Here is a 19643-nt window from a genome sequence, read left to right as displayed (position 1 = left end):
CATCGCCCGGCCCATCTTCAATCGCCCCATCCGCAGGAGCCTCGCACCCATGGCCAAAGTGGTTCTCGCCCTACTCGTCGTGGCGGCTGCCGTGTTCTACATCCTGTTCAAGGCGCCGCAGATCGATGCCCAGGCGCCGGCAGCGCCCTTGCCGCCCAACGCCACGACCGCCGCCGCTGCGCCCGTCCCGCCACCTCCGCCAATGGAGCCTGTCGCTTCCGGCGTCGCGCCAATTACGCACGCAAGCGCCCCGGCAGCATCGGAGCCCGCCGCTGCACTGGCACCAGCAACTCCTGCGGCGAGTGGCGTTGCCGCCGAAGCTTCGGCGCCTGCTGCGAAACCCTAGCGCTTTCGCTGACAAAGCGGCACACGAAAGCGACCAAGGGTAAAATAACGCCCCTTCTTTCCAATCGACCGGTACGGCACAGCATGGCAGGATTCCGCTCCAAGGCCCCCCAACGTCTTTCCCCCGATGCAGAACGGCTTGTTGCCGATGCGCTGGCGCTTGATGCGTCAGGCAGTCGCATCGAAGACGTCTACTGGGAACAACGGCTGTCCGAACGTCTTTCCCGGCTGCTCAAGAACGGCAGCCAGACTGCACTCGACGCCGCGCTCGACCACTTGCTCAAGCACAACGAGGAAGCCTCCGATGTGCTGGCCGAACAGGCCGAGACACTGGCCGAATCGGCGGTGCTCACTTCAGGGGGCATCGAATATGATGCGCTGCTGATTGCGGCGCCCATTCTCGCGCACACACGCTACATGATTCCGTCGGGCTCCATCAAGCCGGAACTGGCGCAGACGCTGCAGGTGCATTTGCAAGCGCACGTGTTTGCCTCCAACGCGCGTGTGGCGCTCGCGCCGTACCTGTACAGCATCGACCAGCTCCCGCGCACGCACTCCGATACTTTTGCGCTCACGCACAAGTTGGCGGCGTATGCGCTGTCAGGCCAACAGCCCAAGGTGGACCTGCGCGACATGCCCGAAACGGCGCCCATCCTGGCCGATCCGCGCTACCTGGTCGCCATCGTCATGGCCCAGCACGGGCAACCGCTGTTCCGCTGGCAGGAAGACGCTAAAGAACACCACGCCGAGCGCTCCACTTGCCTCGAGCAATGGCGCGAGCAGGTCACGCCGACCATCTCCACGCTGATGCCCGGTTGCGAGTTCGAACTGCTGCTGCCGGATGCTTTCTTCCTGTCCTGCCGCGAATCCGACAAGCAGATCCGCCCGCTCACCGTGCGCGCCGCCGTCAACTACCTGCAGGGCGCCCTCGACATACCGGCCAACCGCTTCGGGGCCATCATCGGTGCGTTCGGTGAAGAGCAGATCGAGGAATACCGCGTGGCCTTCACGGTGCGCGGCGAGAAAGACCTCATCTACGGCATCGTCTGGCCTGTCTATGGCCGCGATGGCGGCGCCACGGATGTCACCGCAGAAGGCGAGCCCGGCAGCCCGCTGGAGCAGATCTGCGACGAGCTGCGTGCGTGCGGCATCGAAGACATCTTCCGCCATGGCCAGCTCTTCGAGCCGGAATACTGCGAAGACTGCGGCGCCCCGCTCTATGCGGATCGCTCCGCCGAGATCGTGCACGCCGAAATGCCGGAAGACGCGCCGACTCAGCAACCGCTGTTCCACTGACGTACTGACCTGCAATGCAGATCTCCAAAGCCACCTTCGGGTGGCTTTTTTATTGCTGCATGATCGCCTACAACGCGCGGTCATATTGATTGTCAGTTTGCGTCGCACGCGGTTTGGCGGCCTGCGGCACAATGACGGTCTCTCGCCACTTGGCATCACCACCCGCATCACTGCCCCGCCTCACCGCCGAAACCAAGGAGCCCCCGATGGCATATCGCCCCTTCCTTCGCGCCCTGATCCGCAACATCGCCGCATGTGCGCTAGCCAGCGCTGCCGCGGCGCCGTTCGCCGCGCATGCCGACGACCTGCGCATCGGTCTGTCCGCCGACGTCACGTCGATGGACCCGCAGTGGAACAACGCCGGCCCCAACAACGCCATGGCTCTGCACGTCTTCGAGTCGCTGGTCTTCCTCGACAAGAACGGCCGCTACACGCCAGGCCTGGCCACCTCGTGGAAGGCTGTCGACCCCAACACGTGGGAGATCAAGCTGCGCCCGAACGTGAAATGGAGCGACGGCACGCCCTTCACCGGTGAAGACGTGAAAGCCTCCATTGAGCGCCCGGCACGCCTGACCAATAGCCCGGGCCCGTTCACGAGCTACACCAAGTCGATCACCGAGGTGCAGATCGTCGATCCGCTCACGGTGCGGTTGAAGGTGTCGATTCCGAACTACGCCAGCATCCCGAATGACCTGAACAGCCTGCCGATCATCCCCAAGAAGGTCGCAGAGGCTTCACAGGCAGATTTCGATGCCGGCCGCGCCATGATCGGCACGGGCCCGTTCCTGTTCGACCACTTCACGCGCGGGCAGGAGATCGTGCTGAAGAAGAACCCGAACTACTGGGGCCGTGTGCCGCAGTGGGACAAGGTCACCTTCAAGATCATCACCGACAACGCCGCGCGTACGGCCGCCCTGCTCTCTGGTGACGTGGATGTGGTGGAAGCCGTGCCCGCAGCGGATGTGCCGCGCATCAAGCAGAACGCCAAGTTCCACCTCGAGCAGCAGGTGTCGTGGCGCACGATCTTCTGGCAGATGGACCAGAGCCGTGACGTATCGCCGTTTGTTACGGACAAGGCCGGCAAGCCGCTCGCGAAGAATCCGTTCAAGGACCACCGCGTGCGTGAAGCCGTGGCACTCGCCATCAACCGCGATGCGATCGTCTCGCGCGTGCTGGAGGGCCAGGGCGTGGTGGCATCGAACATCGTGTCCCCCCAGATCTTTGGGCACCCGGGCGGCAAGCCGATTCCGTATGACGCGGAGCGCGCGAAGAAATTGCTGGCCGAGGCAGGTTATCCGAACGGTTTCGGGCTCACGCTGCACGCCACTAACAATCGCTACCTGAACGACGCGCAGGTTGCGCAAACCACCGCGCAACTGCTCACGCGCGTCGGCATTCAGACCAAGGTGGAAACGCTGCCTGTGGCGGCGTATTTCACGCGTGCACGCCAGGGCGAGTTCTCGTTCATGATGCTGGGCTGGGGCTCGGTGGCGGCAGATGTGGCGCTGCGCAGCATTCTCGGCACGCCCAACGCACAAACCGGCTACGGCAGCTGGAACTGGGGCCGCTACAGCAATCCGGAACTGGACAAGCTTGTGCAGACGTCGCTCTCGACGGTATCGAGCGAACAGGCCCACGAGCAGGCCGCCAAGACCGCTGCACGCTTTGCGCAGACTGACTACGCGATCATTCCGTCGCACCATCAGCTCGCTACATGGGCCATGCGCAAGGGCATCAAATACGAGGCGCGCACTGATGAGTGGTCGCTCGCATGGTTGTTCACCAAGCAATGATGATCACTTGGTAACCAACACCGTGCCGTAACGCGCTGTTACAGCAAAATCGCTTGATGTGCCGCATTGGGGAAAGCTACAGGAACTTTCGGCCTTAGCTTTCCTCTATCATGGCGATTTTCCACGCCGACACCCTGTAACACTCGTGATGTTGCGACCCAAACTACTCTGTCTCGGCGTCGTCGCTTTGCTGGCCGCCTGCTCCAACTTGCAGACTGAACCGACCAACGCGTCGGCCCAGGCCACCAACGCCACGCCGAGTACTTCAGCCGCACAGGCCAAGCCGGCCACGCAGCCCGTACCAACCACGCCACCGATCGTCTTCGGCTCGACCGATGCCAGCGGAACCACCACGGTCAACCTGCCGGCCAAGGACAAGATGAGCCTGTCGGAGTACCGCGCGCAGACCCGTGACCGCCTGATCCAATCCGAAGGTGCCCGCCCCGACGTGGCCGACTGCGCTGCGCATGCGAGCTGGATCATTCCGCGCTCGACCAACTTCGATCAGTTCCGCCTGCCGACTGGCGCGCTGTCCAATGACCAGGCCAAGGTCGAGCCATGGGACTCGCGCTTCTCGTCGAGCAAGCAAGGCGCGGTCAAGGTATCGAGCGTCGTCAGCTTCAATGCCGCTGTGCACAAGCGCGGCACGGGCAATGACCAGTGGGAGCCGGTGCGCGTGCGCTGCGGCTATGACGAAGGGATGATGCTGGCGTACGAACTGCTCGACGCCAACGGCCAGCCGTTCGCCGCCCCTGCTGCTGCGCCGTCATCGTCGACGGCGCGCACGCACTGCCGCCGCGGCCATCGCTGCGCAACCACCTCGGCTGTACACGGCAAGAGCACCGCCAAGGGCAAGGCCGCGACGAAGTCCACAGCCAAGTCTGCGAAGAGCAGCGGCACGGCCAAGACCAAGTCCACCTCGACTGGCAAAACCACCGCCAAGTCGACGGCCAAAAAGACGACGAAGAAGTCGACCTCCGGCCAGTAAAAACAAACGCGCCGCCAGAATCCTGGCGGCGCGTTTTGCATTGGTGACCTCGGCGCGATCGTTCAGCCGAGATACTCCAGGATCGCCTGCAGCATCGCCGCACCCAGTGCAGCGCTACGGGCCCCATCCCAGCCCACGCGGGCATCGGGCAGATCAGCGTTGTCCTTGAACGGCATTTCCAGCGTCAGCGACAGGCAACCATATGTGTGCCCGATGTATTTCGAGGCGAGCTTGAGCGCGTCTTCGTTGTACTTGCTGGCTTCGTAGCCGTATTGCGTCTGGAAATCCGGTGATGCACGCAGGAAGGCCGCCACAAAGCGGTCCTGATCGGCACGCTGCGCATCGGTAAAGCCCGGCAGCATCTCACTGCCTGCCACGAACACATGGGGCAACGCCTCATCGCCGTGAATGTCGAAGAACAGATCGACGCCGGTCTGCTCGATGGCCTGGCGCACGCACAGCACTTCGGGGCTGCGCTGCGCGTCGGGCTCCATCCATTCGCGATTCAGGTTGGCACCGGCGGCGTTGGTGCGCAGGTTGCCAAGCGACGAGCCATCCGGGTTCATGTTCGGCACGATATGGAAGACGGCGCGCTCGGCGAGCACACGGCCAATCGGATCACCGCCCCAAACACCTTGACGCGTCAGGCGCGCAAGCAGCCCTTCGACGAACCACTCGGCCATCGTCTCGCCCGGATGCTGGCGCGCGATGATCCACACGTTCTTTTTTCCGGGGCCCGGCTCACCGACGGTGATGCTGGTCATGTCGCGCCCCTGCACCGTGCTGCCGAGGCGCTGCGTGCGCACACCGGGCTTGGTCTGCGCTGCGGCCACCAGCGACAGGTGGCGCTCGTCCGAGTAGGGCTCGAAATACGCAAACCAGATGCTGTCGTGCTCGGGCGTGACTTCGATGGTCATCGTCTTGCCGTCGTAGCGCGTCGGCACACGGAACCAGTGCTCGCGGTCGTATGAGGCGACGGCCTGATAGTCCTTCCAGCCGGCGGGGTACGTGCATTCGCCGGCGTTTTCCAGCGCCAGCTTGCACGCCTGGCCTTGCACGCCCTGCAGGCGGAAGTGGAACCACTGCGTGAAGTCGGCGTGCGAATCACGTCGGATGCGCAGGCGGATGGCATCCGCGCGCGTGGCATCGACGACCTCGATGGCGCCGCTGTCGAACGTGCTGGAAATATGCGGTTGGTTGGCAGTCATGTCGGCTCCTGTCATCAGGTGAGCTTGCGGCGGAAGACCCAGCGCTCGTCATCGGAATCGGCCGCGTCAAACGCATAGCCGTCGACATCGAACACTTTGAGCTTGCGAGGATCGGTGATGCGGTGCTCGATCGCGTAACGCGCCATCAGCCCGCGCGCACGCTTGGCATAGAACGAAATGATCTTGTATTGCCCATTCTTCCAATCCTCGAAGATGGGCGTGACGATGCGCGCCTTGAGCACCTTGGGCCGCACTACCTTGAAATACTCTTCCGACGCGAGGTTGACGAGCACGGGGTCATCGTCCTGCTTGAAGAGCTTGTTGAGCGCCAACGTCACATCATCGCCCCAGAAGCTGTAGAGGTCTTTGCCGTGCGGATTGGCCAGGCGCGTACCCATTTCCAGGCGATACGGCTGCATCCAGTCGAGCGGGCGCAGCACGCCGTACAGGCCCGACAGAATCCGCAGATGCTGTTGCGCGAACTGCAGATCGTCCGCCGACAGCGAATTGGCATCGAGCCCGCCATAGACATCGCCATCGAAGGCCAGCGCGGCCTGCTTGCTGTTCTCGGCGGTGAATTCGGTGGACCAATCCCCGTAGCGGGTGGCATTGAGCACCGCCAACGGGTCGGAAATCTTCATCAGCGTGCCGATCTGGGCTGGCGACAGCTTGCGAAGCACGTCGATGAGTTCTGCGGAGCGCGCGATGAAATCGGGCAGCGTGTGGGTCTTGATGCGCGGCGGGGTGTCGTAGTCGAGCGACTTGGCCGGCGAGAGGACGATGATCATGTCAGAATCGCGGTTCACAAGTCTGGAATTGTATCGAATGGCGGACGCTGCTGCCCCGGCCCAAACCCCAGCGCCACGCGTGGTGCTGGACTCCAACATCTGGGTCGACATCCTCATCTTTGACGACGCCGGTGCGCGCCCCATTCGCGCCGCGCTGGAAGCTGGCCGGCTGGATGCCATCATCAGCCCCGCGTGCCGCGAAGAACTGCGCCGCGTGCTGGACTATCCGCAGTTCGCGCACTACGCCGTCGATGCGCAAGCGGCGCTGGCCTGGGTCGACCGCGTGACCCGCTCGGTGGCGGATCCGGAAGAAGCGGCCCGCGCGCAGGGCGAAACCTTCGTCCCGCGCTGCAAAGACCGCGACGACCAGAAATTCCTCGCGCTGGCCGATGCCGCCAACGTTGCCTATCTCGTCTCCAAGGACAAGGCTGTGCTCAAGCTCAAGCGCCGCATGGCCAAGTATTGCGACGTGGCGGTGCTGCCGCCCAAGCAGTTCGTCGCGCTGGTCCAATTGGAGAGCACTTCCACCATTCAAGCCTGAAGCCGTTTCATCATGACCACTGCTGCCCTGTCCGCTGATTCGCTCGCGCCCATCGCTCCGCCGCCCTCGCGGCTGCCCAACGTTGGCACCACCATCTTCACCGTGATGTCGGCGCTGGCCGTGGAAAAGCAGGCCGTCAACCTGGGCCAGGGCTTCCCAGATTTCGATTGCGACCCGCGCATCGTCGATGCGGTATCCGATGCCATGCGCGCCGGCCTGAACCAGTACCCGCCGATGACCGGTGTACCCGCACTGCGCCACGCCATCGCCGCGAAAGTCGCCACGCTCTACGGCCACACGTACGACGCCGATCGCGAAATCACCATCACCGCCGGCGCCACGCAAGCACTGTTGACCACGGTGTTGTGCTGCGTGCATCCGGGCGACGAAGTGATCGTCTTCGAGCCGACGTACGACAGCTACATCCCGTCGATCGAGCTGGCCGGCGGCAAGGTCGTGCCGATCACGCTGAACGCGCCGGACTTCCGCATCCCGTTCGACACGCTGGCTGCGGCCATCACGCCGCGCACGCGCCTGATCATGCTCAACACGCCGCACAACCCGACGGGCACCGTCTGGCATGCGGACGACATGCAAAAGCTGGCCGAGATCCTCGAGCCGACGAACGTGCTGCTGCTCTCCGACGAGGTGTACGAGCACATGGTGTACGACGGCGTGCCGCATGCGTCGGTCGCGCGCATTCCCGAGCTGGCGCGGCGCGCCTTTGTGGTGTCGAGCTTCGGTAAGACGTATCACGTGACGGGCTGGAAGGTCGGCTACGTGGCTGCGCCGGCCGCACTCATGGCGGAGTTCCGCAAGGTGCACCAGTTCAACGTGTTCACCGTCAACACACCAGTGCAGCACGGCCTCGCGAACTATATGGCCGATCTGCGACCGTATCTGGAGTTGCCGGCGTTCTATCAGCACAAACGCGACCTGTTCCGCGCGGGGCTTGCGAAGACGCGCTTCAAGCTGCTGCCCTGCCAGGGCACGTACTTCCAGTGTGTGGATTACAGCGCCATCTCCGACCTGCCTGAGGCCGAATTCGCCAAGTGGCTGACGAGCGAGATCGGCGTGGCGGCGATCCCCGTGTCGGCGTTCTACTCTCAGCCGCACGAATCGGGCGTGGTGCGCTTTTGCTTCGCCAAGAAAGACGAAACGCTCCAACTTGCGTTGGAGCGTTTGGCGAAGATATAGCCTCTCACTCAGTTTGCAATGAGGGTCTGCCGCCGCTTGGCATAGACGTTGAATAGGCCACTCATTGCAATCACCAAAATACCGAGTATTGAAAACCAGCTAGGTATCTCATGAAACACGAGATAGCCCAGCAGTACGGCCCAGATCAGGTGCGTATAGGTAAATGGTGCGGCCGCAACTGGGCTGATGTGCTCGAACGCCCGAATCAAAAGAAAGTGCCCCGTGCCAGTGGTGAGGCCAAGCCCCAGCACAAGCGGCAAATCCGACCACGCCGGAAACGCCCAGCTCTGTTGCCATGTAAAGCTGGTTGCAATCAACCCCACCAAGCCAAGAATAAAGTGGGTGGTCACGGGATGCTCAGCCCCCACGAATCTGCGGGTCATGATCTGGTATAGGCCGTAGCAGATCGCCGAGGCCAGTGGGAACAATGCCCCCGCGTTCACATTGGCGCTCGGCCGCACAATCAGCAGCACACCAACAAAGCCGCAAAGGACTGCGAACCAGGAATAGGCGCTCACGCGCTCCTTCAGTAATGGCGCTGATAACGCTGTCACCACCAGTGGCGCCAGAAAATTGATGGCGGTCGCTTCTGCCAGCGCAACATACTGTAATCCGGTCATGAACAAGAACGTCACCGCCACCAAGAGCAACGCCCTGAGCACCTGAGCAACAGGCTGACGCGTCTTCAGCAGCCGAGACCGCATAAACGGACCAAACACCACAAGCATAAATGTTGTGTGGGTCAGATAGCGGATCCACAACAACTCGCTCACTGGGTAGCTGGCCGTTAAGTGTTTTGACAACGCATCGTATGTGGCAAACAAAACCATTGCCATCAAAACATAGGCCGTCGCTCTCGCTCCCCGGTAGGGCGTTTCCCGCGCAATGGGTACCTGCAACTGTGCAGTCATGCCGCGCACGCCTCGTGACCATCGAACGAAGGAACGTCACTGGCTATTGACGTTGGATCAAAGATCCGATTTCCCCTGCACGCAAACGCTCTGAAATTCCACAAAGAGGAGGCCACATAAACACGCTGAACCCATCTGTTCGCCCTGCCGTTCTCATCAAAGGTTGCGGAAAAGGCATCGCGCGAGTGCAAGGCAAATCGATTATCGACATATATGAACGTGCCCGGTGTAATGTCGACGGCATGGGCCACAGTTCGAATTGCTTCATGGAAATTTCTAAGCGCTATCTCGGCACGAGTATTAGTAGGGACCATCATGCCTCGGTAGAGCGCAGCATTGACCCGAGGTAGTGCACGTGGGCCATACAGCAAAGCACAAGCGTCCGTATGCTCCCGGTCACCAAAGAAGAGCCCTCTCCATCGATAGGGGAGCTGAATAATGAAATGATTCCCATAGAGGGTGGCGACATCCTCCTTGTCCAACAACGCTAGTGCCGCTCTTGAATCAGAAACACGTGTACGAGGCGCCGCAACATCATGTCTCACACCAAGCAATGCAACCCTGCAGGCGAATAGTCCTCCGGCGCCATGAAGCGAAGCGCAGCATTCTCGGTATGGAAATCGAGTTCAACTTCTGAACCACGCCAATGGAGCTCACGCTTGCTGTCCTTCTGTGGGACAAGATTAACAACAAGCTCCTGACCCTCAAAGACAATGGAATAGGGCTCCCCAGTCAGCGCCGCTAGACCAACAAGCTGATTCTCACTGAGGACACCACGCTTAAAGGGCTTTCCGCTTTCATGCGGGAAAGGACTCCCCATCACTTATCATCCGTGGGGAGGTTGTAAATCACGACGTATGGATTAGGTGCCTTGGATGCCCGCTGAGCCTCAAGCAACTCAAGGATCGATTGTGGTAGACACTGGCTCAGCCTCGACCTAACGTCACGAATGTATGGCTCGCTTCCGCCAGGACAATAGGGGATTTGCGCGACCGCTTTTCGGATCGCATTGCTCTGTTCCGTCGTTAGCTCAATCTCCAAACGCTGACGCTGCATGACGCGCTCACTCCCAGATAAGCATTGAACAGCGGCTTTGCTAGGACACAACGCCCTCGCTCCGCATTCGAGAATGTCATCATGGCGTGTTGACGCACTGCGGGTCCATAGGACGAATCTAAAGTCCGCGCCGCCCTGACAGTGCGCACTGCAACAGCATGGACAGCGCCTGACGCTACGCCCGCTTACTGGCGTAATGCGCCAGCATCTGCTCCAGATTCGCCTTGCTGTCTGCGCGCACCTTCTGCACGTTCGGGTTCTCGGCCATCGCAGCAAGATAGGGCTTGATGCCCTCGACCTGTGCCAGCAGGTCTTCCCCGTAGATGATCTTGGTGGCCTGGCTGACCAGCGGGAAGTGCACGATGGCAGCGCAGTCCGCAATCGTGAACGTGTCACCCGCCACGTACGGCGCGAACTTGAACAGCTTGGCCGCCGCCGGGATGTTCTTCTGCAACTGCTCGCGCGTTTTCGCTTTCAGGTTGTCGCTGATCTTGCCGCCGAAAAACGCTTCGGGAAACAGCTGACGCGCCACCAACTCCAGGTGCAGCTCCAGGAAGGTCACGACCTCGCGCACCTTGGCCGCCTGGAACGGATCAGCCGGAACCAGCGGATGCTCCGGGTAGCGCGCCTCCAGATAGTCGACGATGACCTGCGATTCGCACATGCCGCGATCGCCATCCTTCAGATAGGGCACCTTGTGCAGTGGCGAGATCTCACCGTCGGTCTGGTCGGGCCAGCGCAGCGACTCTTCAAACGGAAGGCCCTTCTCCAGTAGCGCGAGCTTGACCTTGTTGTAGTAGTTGCTCGCGGCAAAACCGTATAGCGTCAGCATGAAGCACTCTCTCCTTGGGTGGCGCTGTGTGATGGAAGCGCCCATTATGGTTGGCGTGGATGCCTAAAATCGCACGCTCGTGCTATTTTAGCCAGACTTCTTTCGATCGAAGCGAATTTCATATGCAGACTATCGGGATTGTAGGGACCGGCGCCATGGGGCGCGGCATTGCGCAGATCGCGGCCCAGGCCGGCCTGGGCGTCAAGCTGTTCGACGCCAACCCGCCCGCCGTGGAAGCGGCGTGTACAGCACTGGCCGACACGCTGGCCAAGCTGGCTGCCAAGGGCAAGCTCACGGCGGAGGAAGCCGACGCCACCGTGGCGCGCCTGATCCCTGCCGGCGCCCTGACCGATTTGGCCGACTGCGATCTCGTCGTTGAAGCCATCGTCGAGAAACTGGAGGTCAAGCGCGACCTCTTCCGCCAGCTCGAAGACATCGTCCGCGCCGACGCGATCCTGGCGTCGAACACGTCGTCGCTGTCGATCACGGCCATTGCCACGGCCTGCAAGCACCCCGAGCGCGTGGCCGGCTTCCACTTCTTCAACCCCGTGCCGCTGATGAAGGTGGTCGAGGTGATCGACGGCCTGCGCAGCGCGCCCGCTACTGGCGATGCCTTGGCCGCACTGGCCAAGCGCATGGGCCATACGCCCGTGCGCTGCATCGACATGCCGGGCTTCATCGTCAACCACGCCGGGCGTGGCATGAACACCGAAGGCCTGCGCGTGGCGCAGGAAAGCGTGGCCGCCTATGCCGACATCGACGCCATCATGCGCGAGCAGGCAGGCTTCCGGATGGGCCCGTTCGAGCTGATGGACCTGACCGGGCTGGACGTCTCGCACCCGGTGATGGAATCGGTCTACCGCCAGTTCTATGAGGAGCCGCGCTATCGCCCCTCGCAGATCACAGCGGTGCGCTTTGCCGGCGGTATCCTGGGCCGTAAGACGGGCGAAGGCTTCTATCGCTACCCCGAGGGGCAGAAGCAGGTGCCGGCCGAAGCGCCGGTGCCCACCACGCGCCCGTCGTCCGTATGGATCAGCCGCGCGCATGAAGCAGGCCATGCTGCGGCACAGCGCCTGATGCTCGATCTGGGCATCACGCCGGAAGCGGGCGCCAAACCGTCTGCCGATGCGCTCATCATCGTCACGCCGCGTGGGCTGGATGCCACTGCGTGTGTGACTGCCGAAGGGCTGGATGCGCGCCGCACCGTGGCGCTCGACACGCTCTATCCGTTTGCGGCCACCAAGCGCCGTACGCTGATGACCACGCCCGCCACCGACCACGCCTACCGCGACGCCGCACATGGTCTGCTCGCCTCCGACGGCGTGCCCGTGACGGTGATCCGCGATTCGGGTGGCTTTGTCGCGCAGCGCATCGTCGCGTGCATCGTCAACATTGCGTGCGATATCGCCCAGCAGCGCATCGCCACGCCCACCGACATTGATCTCGCTGTCACGCTGGGCCTGGGCTATCCGCAAGGGCCGCTGGCGCTGGGCGACACGCTGGGCACGGGCGCCATCCTTGAAGTGCTGCAGAACCTGTACGTGCTCTATGGCGACCCGCGTTATCGCCCGAGCCCGTGGCTGCTGCGCCGTGCCCGTTTGGGCATGTCGTTGTTGACGCCGGACGCCTAACCCCTACCCTCCCGACACGAGGCCATTGCCATGACCGCGCAACTGCTCTCCCAACGCATCGGCTCAACGCTAGTGCTTGTTCTGTCCAACCCCGACGCACGCAACGCACTGGACCCGGTGATGTACACCGCGTCGATGGAGGCCCTGGATCGCGCCGCCAACGACAACGAGATCCGCGCCGTCATCTTCACCGGCGCAGGCAACGCGTTCTGCGCGGGTGGCAACCTGAATCGCCTGCTGGAAAACCGCAGCAAACCCAAGAGCGTGCAGGAAGAAGGCATCGACGCGCTCAACCATTGGATTGAAACGATCCGCACCTTCCCCAAGCCGGTGATTGCGGCAGTGGAAGGCCCGGCGGCGGGCGCAGGCTTCTCGCTGGTGCTGGCGTGCGACTTTGCGATTGCCGCATCGGATGCGAAGTTCGTGATGGCGTATGTGAACGTCGCGCTTACGCCGGACGGCGGCGGCTCGTGGCACATCGCGCGCTTCCTACCGCGTCCGCTGGCGAGCGAGATCATCATGCTCGGCAAGCCTGTGGGCGCAGAACGACTCGCGCACTTCGGCCTCATCAACGAAGTCGTCAAACCCGGCGAGGCACTGGACCATGCGCTGCTGCTGGCAGAGAAACTCGCGGCGCAATCACCACATGCGGTCGGCCGCATCAAGGGCCTGATCGCCAACGCGGAAGACGCTTCACTGCACGATCACCTCAAAGCCGAACAGCACAGCTTTGTCGAAGCACTGCACCATGCCGATGGCAACGAAGGCATCTCTGCCTTCCTGCAGAAACGCAAACCGCAATACCGCTGAGCCGCTGAGCATGATTCCGTTCCCAACATCCAACCGTCGGCGCATCTATCTGATGCGCCATGGCGCCGTCACGTACTTTGACGAGACCGGCCGCCCGATCGAGCCCGACACCGTGCCGCTCAATGAAGAGGGCCGCAAGCAAGCGACTGCTGCTGGGCGCACCTTTGCGGCAGAGAACATCCTGTTCGATCGCGTGATCGTCAGCGGCTTGCCACGCACGGTGGAAACCGCACAGCGCGTGCTGGCGGAAATGCCCGCGATGCAGGCGCGCGGCGTCACGCTTGAGCAATGGCCCGAGCTGCAGGAAATCCGTGGCGGCAAGCTGGGAGAGATTCCCGAGCACGAACTAGCGCAAGCGTTCATCGGCGTATTCGAAGGCACCGTACCGGAGGAACGCCGCTTCCTGAACGGCGAGAGCATCGGCGAATTTCTCAACCGCGTGATCCCGGCGCTCACGCATCTGCGCGCCCTGCCCGATTGGGACACCGTGCTGCTGGTGCTGCATGGCGGCACCAACCGCGCGATCCTCTCGCACGCCATCACCGGTGGTGAGCGCGTGTTCTTTGGCAACCTCGCGCAGACGGCTGGCTGCATCAATGCACTCGATGTGGGTGAGAGCCCAAGCGACTGGGTGCTGCGCATGAGCAACTTCTCGCCGCCCTCGCCTGTGCACTTTGGCTCGCGGCTGACGACGATGGAGGTCTTGCTGCAGCAATACCTTCGCTATCGCAATCCCGCCTGAACCCATCAAAGAACAAGATTCGGAGACACCCCCATGGCACAAACGGAGCAGCAGGATTTCTCGGCCTTCGAAGGCACGCGGCCGGTGGCAGACCAGCAGAAGTTCGACATCGGCGCGCTGGAGGCGTGGATGCGCGAACACGTGACGGGCTTTGCTGGCCCGCTCACCGTGGAGCAGTTCAAGGGCGGCCAGTCGAACCCGACCTTCAAGCTGATCACGCCGTCGCGTACGTATGTGATGCGCGCCAAGCCCGGCCCGAAGGCGAAGCTGCTGCCGTCCGCGCATGCCATCGAGCGCGAGTACCGCGTGATGGACGCGCTCGCCAAAACCGACGTGCCGGTCGCCAAAATGTACGCGCTGTGCGAAGACGAAGCCGTGATCGGCCGCGCCTTCTACATCATGGAATTCGTGCAGGGCCGCGTGCTGTGGGACCAGGCGCTGCCCGGCATGGCACCTGCCGAACGCACTGCCATCTACAACGAGATGAACCGCGTCATCTCCGCGCTGCACACGGTGGACTACGCCGCGATTGGGCTCGCCGACTACGGCAAACCCGGCAACTATTTCGCGCGCCAGATCGAGCGCTGGAGCAAGCAGTACAAGCTGTCGGAAACCGAGTCGATTCCGGCAATGGACAACCTGATCGAATGGCTGCCCAAGCACGTGCCGCAAGAGGCAGAAGAAATCACCAGCATCGTCCACGGCGACTACCGGCTCGACAACCTGATCTTCCACCCGACGGAACCTCGCGTACTGGCCATCCTCGATTGGGAACTGTCGACGCTGGGGCATCCGCTGGCCGACTTCAGCTACCACTGCATGAGTTGGCACATCGAGCCGGGGCAGTTCCGCGGCGTGGCCGGATTGGACTTTGCCGCCTTGGGCATCCCGACGGAAGCCGAGTACATCCGCCAATACGAAGAACGCACCGGCCGCCGCATCACCGGCGACTGGAACTTCTACCTCGCCTACAACATGTTCCGCATTGCCGGCATCCTGCAGGGGATCATGAAGCGCGTGGTGGACGGCACGGCGTCTTCGGCGCAGGCGCTAGAAGCGGGCAAGCGCGCCCGCCCGATGGCCGAGCTGGGCTGGAAATACGCCCAGCAGGCCGGCGCCTGATTCAGCGATTCACTCGTACTCGCGCGCCGCTTCCAACGGACCGGACAGCGGCGCCTCCAGCTCAAGCACCACCCCAGCCAACTGCACGAAGATCTGCGCTGCCGGCCGATCGGGGTGCTTGCGCACCTGGTGCGGCATCCCGCTTTCGCGCACGGCGGCCAACACATCGGCCGCATCCCTCCTCGTGCGAAAGGCGACGTGCGAAAACACCAGCTCCGGGCTGTCGTCCTCCCGGCCCTCCTTGTCCACCAGATGCACCAGCGCATCGCCGTTCTGGTACAGCCATGTGCCAGGAAACGGAAACGCCGGACGCGGCCCCGGTTTCCAGCCGAGCACATCGGCGAAGAACTTGAGGATGGGCGCGTCACCTGCCACGTGAAAGTTCACATGGTCGAATGTCCAATCGCTGTCTGAACTCATAGCAAACCGCCTCCTTCAATGTCGATGATGGCGCCGGTCATGAAGCCGTTGGTCATGGCCAGCAGATAGCCCTGGGCGAGGTCGTCCGGCGTGCCGACACGGCCGACCGGCAACCCGGCGCCGATGCGCGCGAGCATGGCCTCGCGATCCGCCGGCGCGCCCCACACTTCCGTATCCACTACACCGGGGCTGACCACGTTGACGCGGCGCGGCGCCAATTCCTTCGCAAGGTTCTTGGCCGCCGCTTCCACCGCTGCGTTGATGGACGCGCGCAGCAGCCCGCTCGCCGTCGGCTTGCGCGAGAGCAGCCCAGACGTGAGCGTGATCGACGCGCGCTCTGCCAGATAGGGCAGCGCAGCCTGCACCGCCATCAGCGCGGCAAACAGCTTGGTGCCGAAGCCCTGCTCCAGATCGGCGCGTTGCAGCGAGGCAAACGGCGGCGGGCTCGTGCGCGAGCCGATGGTGATGACAAGATGATCGATCTTGCCACCGGCCGCAGCCTGCACTAGCGCACTGCCCAGCGAAGCGGTGTCATTCGCGTCGACAGCAATCCCATGGATGCCGCCGTCTGTCTTGGCCGAGCGGCCCAGCACCGTCACGCGAGCGCCAGCGGCCGCCGCCGCACGTGCGACTGCCTGCCCAATGCCCGCCGTACCGCCCAACACCACCACCGCTTGGTCCTGCAAGGTCGTCGAAGTCATGCCAATGCTCCTTTGAGAAGAAAGAAAAAAAACCGTCAATCGATGGCGGTGATTCTTCCATCAAACAAACACAAGATAATCCGTCTATGCTTTGATGATTCTCCAAACACGCTTTGACAATGATCGCCCTCGACGACCTCCGCCTGCTGGTGCGCATTGCTGACGCCGGCAACCTCTCTGCCGCTGCCCGGCAGCTCGGCTGGCTGCCCGCCACCGCCAGCGCTGCACTCAAGCGCGTGGAAACCGAACTGGGCGCCCGCCTGTTCGAGCGCACGACGCGCAGCATGCGGCCCACCGAAGCCGGCCAGCGTTATCTAGGGTATGCAAGGCAGGCGCTGGAAGCATTGGATGAAGGCGCAGAAAGCCTCGGCCAGGACCGCACTGAACTGGCGGGCACCATCCGCATTGCCGCCACGTCAGACCTGGGGCGGCACATCCTGCGCCCGTGGCTGGATGCCTTCTGCGACGTGCACCCCGGCGTGCGCGTCACCCTGGTGCTGGGCGACCGGCTGGCCGACCTGATGCGCGAAGACCTCGATTTCGCACTGCGCTACGGGCATCTGCAGGATTCCGCACTGGTGCGGCGGCCGCTGGCATCGCATCCGCGCGTGATCGTGGGGGCGCCGTCGTATTTCAAGCAACACGGCCGCCCTGCGCACCCGAGCGATCTGGCCGACCACCGCTGCCTGATCCTGCTACGCAACGGCGAGCCCGTTACGCGTTGGCAGCTCACACACTCTAGCGGCCCCGCCCCGCTGGACGTACGCGGCGATTTCCAGTGCGATGACGGCGCCGTCGTGCGCGACTGGGCCGTCGCCGGGCGCGGGCTGGCTTTCAAGTCATGGTTGGATGTCGCGCAGGACGTGTACGCCGGGCGATTGGAGGTTGCGCTGCCCGCATGGAGCCACGCGCCTACACCGCTGCAACTCGTGAGCCTCGCGCGCCGCCATCGCCCGGCACGGCTGACGGCCTGCGCGGAGTTCCTCGCCGAGCGCTTTGCGGAGTTCAGCGCACGCTATCCGTTCCCATCAGCCAAGGCTGCAGCGACATCGCCCAAGGTCATCGCTGCTAAGCGGTGATCACTCGGCCTGCGCGTTACTGGTTGTTGCGGCGACGAACCACCCACCACGCGATCAGCGCAGTAAATCCTGCGACCAGCCCCACCATCATCCAGAAACCGTGGTGGTTCTCGGCCAGCGGTACACCACCGACGTTCATGCCGAACAGGCCCGCCACGATGTTGATCGGCAGCGCGAGCACGGTCACGAGCGTCAGCGTGAACAGCGTGCGGTTGTTCTGTTCGTCCAAGCGCGCGATCACCTCTTCCTGCAGCAGCTTGATGCGTTCGATCAACCCGCTCATGTCACGCAGCACGACGGAGAACTCTTCGGTCGACTCACGCAACTGCTGCACATCTTCCGGATGGAGCCACACCGGCGGACGGGAGAGCAGGCGGAACACCGAACCCGGCTCAGGCGCCAGCATGCGCTGCAGGCGCACCAGCACCCGGCGAGTGCCGGCAAGCTCCTGCCGCCCTGAAGTGATTTTTGAAGCGAGAAAACGGTCTTCGATGCGGTCGATGTCGATACCGGTGGTGCGCACGATCTGCGTCATCAGGTCCGCCTGATCGCACATCAGGTGGCCCAGCAGGTTGGCCGGCGAGCGAAACGTCTCGCCGTTGCGCACGCATTCGCGCAGCCTGTCGACCGAATGCAGCGGCTTGCGGCGCAAGGTCACCAGCAGGCGCCGATGCGCATACACCCACTGCGTTGCAACCTGCGTGGGCGTGCGCTCGAAATCGAAGATCACGTCGTTGAAGACGGCCACCAGCGCCCCATCCTGCTGCTCGATGCGCGTGGAGTGCGCCTCCTCGCCCAGCATCTCGAGAAACGGTTGCGGCAAATCAAGATGGCTTTGTAGCCAACGCATGCACCCCGCACGCGACAGGTTGAAGTGCAGCCAGATGAACGCGTCATCGGCGCACTCCGTGTTGTCGTGTCCGGCACGCTCCAGCGCGTCGCCGATCTGCGAAGAATCCAGGGCAACGCCGGGCCGGCCTGGCTCGAAGCGAAAGCCGCAGATAAGACCGGTGTTGTCGGATTGAAAACTGATCGCGGACGCTGTCGCAGTCATACATCACGAGGGAAGACGGTTTGCCAGGAAGCGCAGCCGCTCGACAGCCGAATGCCATCAATCTGTCATCAACCGGCATGGCAAAGCCATTTGCGCTGCGCAGCCCCGATGATTGCGTTCGGCTTCGGGTTCGTCAACGTCCGTCGGCAAAGGCGGCAACGGCATCGTCCAACGCCACCTCGGCCATCGCCGCGAAGATGTGATCGCGCAGCCAGCGGCCGGCGGCATCCTGGTCGCTGTTGGCGTGCCAGTAGAGGTACAGCTCCAGCGCCGGCACGTTGAACGGCAGCGGCAGCATGACGTTGCCGTACGGCTCGTTGGCGATGCGCGCGTAGCGTATTGGTAGCGTGACGAGCCAATCGGTGCAGCTGACGACGCGGCACGCCGCCGGATAGTGCTGGCAGCGCAGACGCACCCGGCGCTCGCGCCCTAGCCGGCGCAACTCCACGTCTTCCAGCCCCGCCCCGCGCCGCCGTGACGACACTTGCACATGCTCGCAGGCCAGGTAGCGGTCCAGCGTGAGCGGCGCCTGCGTAATCGGGTGGCCGGGGCGCGCCAGCACCACCATCGGGTCTGACAGGATCGGCGCATGGCGAATGGCCGCGGACGCCGGCAGCAGAATGTCCGCCACTGCGTCGATGGTGCCGGCCAGCAGCTCGGCTTCCAGCTGGCGGCGGTCGCCCCGCACCGTGGTCACGTCGATGCGCGGCGCTTCCTTGGCAATCGCCGCCATCAGGGGCGGCAGCAGCGTCGCCTCCAAGGCATCGCGCATCGATATGGTGAAGCGGCGTTCACTCGTGGCCGGATCAAAGCGCGTGCCCTCACGCAAGGTGCGCTCGAAGCCCTGCAGCGATGTCCGCACCTCGGCAATCAGGGTCCGGGCCAGCGGCGTCGGCACCATGCCCTGCCCACGCCGCTCGAACAGCGGGTCGTCAAACAGCTCGCGCAACCGCCCCAGCGCATGGCTGACCGCCGGTTGCGTCAGGTTGAGCGTGCGCGCTGCCGCCGTAATCCCACCCTCCGTATAGATGGCGTCGAAAACGACGAACAGGTTGAGGTCGACCCGCGATATATGCATGGTTTTGATGAATGGCAATCTACGAAATTCATTTTTCTTATTGTATGTGAA

General features: G+C 63.1%; 20 protein-coding genes. 11 read left to right on the top strand and 9 right to left on the bottom strand.

What is annotated here, in order from left to right; genetic code table 11:
- Positions 1-49 precede the first annotated feature (49 nt).
- The 4 genes from V6657_RS05760 to V6657_RS05745 all read left to right on the top strand — a co-directional run bounded on the left by V6657_RS05760 (position 50) and on the right by V6657_RS05745 (position 4422).
- Positions 50-346: a hypothetical protein gene (locus tag V6657_RS05760; protein ID WP_048932761.1), complete on the top strand. Its 297-nt coding sequence runs from the start codon at positions 50-52 to the stop codon at positions 344-346.
- A gap of 83 nt (positions 347-429) precedes the next feature.
- A complete protein-coding gene (locus V6657_RS05755; protein ID WP_048932762.1) occupies positions 430-1641 on the top strand; it encodes a DUF2863 family protein in 1212 nt (403 codons plus the stop codon).
- A gap of 206 nt (positions 1642-1847) precedes the next feature.
- Positions 1848-3434 carry an ABC transporter substrate-binding protein gene (locus V6657_RS05750; RefSeq protein ID WP_048932763.1) on the top strand — a complete coding sequence of 529 codons (1587 nt, stop codon included), beginning with the start codon at positions 1848-1850 and terminating at the stop codon, positions 3432-3434.
- Positions 3435-3582: 148 nt separating this feature from the next.
- Positions 3583-4422, top strand: a complete 840-nt coding sequence (locus V6657_RS05745; RefSeq protein WP_048932764.1) for a hypothetical protein — start codon at positions 3583-3585, stop codon at positions 4420-4422.
- A 62-nt stretch (positions 4423-4484) separates the two neighbouring features.
- Here the strand turns inward: V6657_RS05745 and V6657_RS05740 are convergent, their stop codons facing one another.
- Positions 4485-5630 (bottom strand): M14-type cytosolic carboxypeptidase, encoded by a 1146-nt coding sequence (locus tag V6657_RS05740; protein ID WP_048932765.1) that lies wholly within the window; start codon positions 5628-5630, stop codon positions 4485-4487.
- Positions 5631-5644: 14 nt separating this feature from the next.
- Positions 5645-6418: a peroxide stress protein YaaA gene (yaaA, locus tag V6657_RS05735; RefSeq protein ID WP_048932889.1), complete on the bottom strand. Its 774-nt coding sequence runs from the start codon at positions 6416-6418 to the stop codon at positions 5645-5647.
- 37 nt (positions 6419-6455) lie between these two features.
- On the opposite strand from yaaA, the gene V6657_RS05730 reads away from it, so the two are divergent.
- Both V6657_RS05730 and V6657_RS05725 read left to right on the top strand, forming a co-directional pair.
- A complete protein-coding gene (locus V6657_RS05730) occupies positions 6456-6959 on the top strand; it encodes a putative toxin-antitoxin system toxin component, PIN family (protein WP_048932766.1) in 504 nt (167 codons plus the stop codon).
- A gap of 12 nt (positions 6960-6971) precedes the next feature.
- Positions 6972-8156 (top strand): pyridoxal phosphate-dependent aminotransferase, encoded by a 1185-nt coding sequence (locus tag V6657_RS05725; RefSeq protein WP_048932767.1) that lies wholly within the window; start codon positions 6972-6974, stop codon positions 8154-8156.
- Between the two features lie 8 nt (positions 8157-8164).
- Here the strand turns inward: V6657_RS05725 and V6657_RS05720 are convergent, their stop codons facing one another.
- From V6657_RS05720 to V6657_RS05710, 3 genes are all read right to left on the bottom strand, one after another.
- Positions 8165-9067, bottom strand: coding sequence for a DMT family transporter (locus tag V6657_RS05720; RefSeq protein WP_048932768.1), 903 nt, complete (start codon positions 9065-9067; stop codon positions 8165-8167).
- Between the two features lie 541 nt (positions 9068-9608).
- Complete coding sequence (locus V6657_RS05715; RefSeq protein ID WP_053166337.1) at positions 9609-9887, bottom strand: hypothetical protein; 279 nt, start codon at positions 9885-9887, stop codon at positions 9609-9611.
- Positions 9888-10298: 411 nt separating this feature from the next.
- Positions 10299-10955, bottom strand: coding sequence for a glutathione S-transferase (locus V6657_RS05710; RefSeq protein ID WP_048932769.1), 657 nt, complete (start codon positions 10953-10955; stop codon positions 10299-10301).
- Positions 10956-11077: 122 nt separating this feature from the next.
- On the opposite strand from V6657_RS05710, the gene V6657_RS05705 reads away from it, so the two are divergent.
- Genes V6657_RS05705 through V6657_RS05690 form a run of 4 tightly spaced genes read left to right on the top strand, consistent with a single transcriptional unit; the run spans position 11078 to position 15260 of the window.
- A complete protein-coding gene (locus V6657_RS05705; RefSeq protein ID WP_048932770.1) occupies positions 11078-12586 on the top strand; it encodes a 3-hydroxyacyl-CoA dehydrogenase in 1509 nt (502 codons plus the stop codon).
- 30 nt (positions 12587-12616) lie between these two features.
- Positions 12617-13396: an enoyl-CoA hydratase gene (locus tag V6657_RS05700; RefSeq protein WP_048932771.1), complete on the top strand. Its 780-nt coding sequence runs from the start codon at positions 12617-12619 to the stop codon at positions 13394-13396.
- A 10-nt stretch (positions 13397-13406) separates the two neighbouring features.
- On the top strand, positions 13407-14138 hold the full coding sequence (locus tag V6657_RS05695; RefSeq protein WP_048932772.1) for a histidine phosphatase family protein: 732 nt from the start codon (positions 13407-13409) through the stop codon (positions 14136-14138).
- Positions 14139-14171: 33 nt separating this feature from the next.
- Entirely contained in the window at positions 14172-15260 is a 1089-nt protein-coding gene (locus tag V6657_RS05690) for a phosphotransferase (protein ID WP_048932773.1), read from the top strand.
- Positions 15261-15269: 9 nt separating this feature from the next.
- On the opposite strand, the gene V6657_RS05685 is transcribed toward V6657_RS05690, so the two are convergent.
- Positions 15270-15680 carry a glyoxalase gene (locus tag V6657_RS05685; protein WP_048932774.1) on the bottom strand — a complete coding sequence of 137 codons (411 nt, stop codon included), beginning with the start codon at positions 15678-15680 and terminating at the stop codon, positions 15270-15272.
- Positions 15677-16381 carry an SDR family oxidoreductase gene (locus tag V6657_RS05680; RefSeq protein WP_048932775.1) on the bottom strand — a complete coding sequence of 235 codons (705 nt, stop codon included), beginning with the start codon at positions 16379-16381 and terminating at the stop codon, positions 15677-15679. Before V6657_RS05680 ends, V6657_RS05685 begins: the two co-directional genes overlap by 4 nt.
- A 119-nt stretch (positions 16382-16500) precedes the next feature.
- Here V6657_RS05680 and V6657_RS05675 point away from each other — a divergent pair, with 119 nt between their 5' ends.
- Positions 16501-17460 carry a LysR family transcriptional regulator gene (locus V6657_RS05675; protein WP_048932776.1) on the top strand — a complete coding sequence of 320 codons (960 nt, stop codon included), beginning with the start codon at positions 16501-16503 and terminating at the stop codon, positions 17458-17460.
- A gap of 16 nt (positions 17461-17476) precedes the next feature.
- On the opposite strand, the gene V6657_RS05670 is transcribed toward V6657_RS05675, so the two are convergent.
- Complete coding sequence (locus V6657_RS05670; protein WP_048932777.1) at positions 17477-18514, bottom strand: transporter; 1038 nt, start codon at positions 18512-18514, stop codon at positions 17477-17479.
- 133 nt (positions 18515-18647) lie between these two features.
- The gene (locus V6657_RS05665) at positions 18648-19592 is read right to left on the bottom strand and encodes a LysR family transcriptional regulator (RefSeq protein ID WP_048932890.1); all 945 of its coding nucleotides are present in this window, start codon (positions 19590-19592) and stop codon (positions 18648-18650) included.
- Positions 19593-19643: the final 51 nt, after the last annotated feature.

It is taken from the genome of Ralstonia sp. RRA, from assembly GCF_037023145.1.
Classification (GTDB): domain Bacteria; phylum Pseudomonadota; class Gammaproteobacteria; order Burkholderiales; family Burkholderiaceae; genus Ralstonia.
Note: the sequence above shows the minus strand (reverse complement) of the source record. Positions and strands in the feature narration are given on the sequence as shown.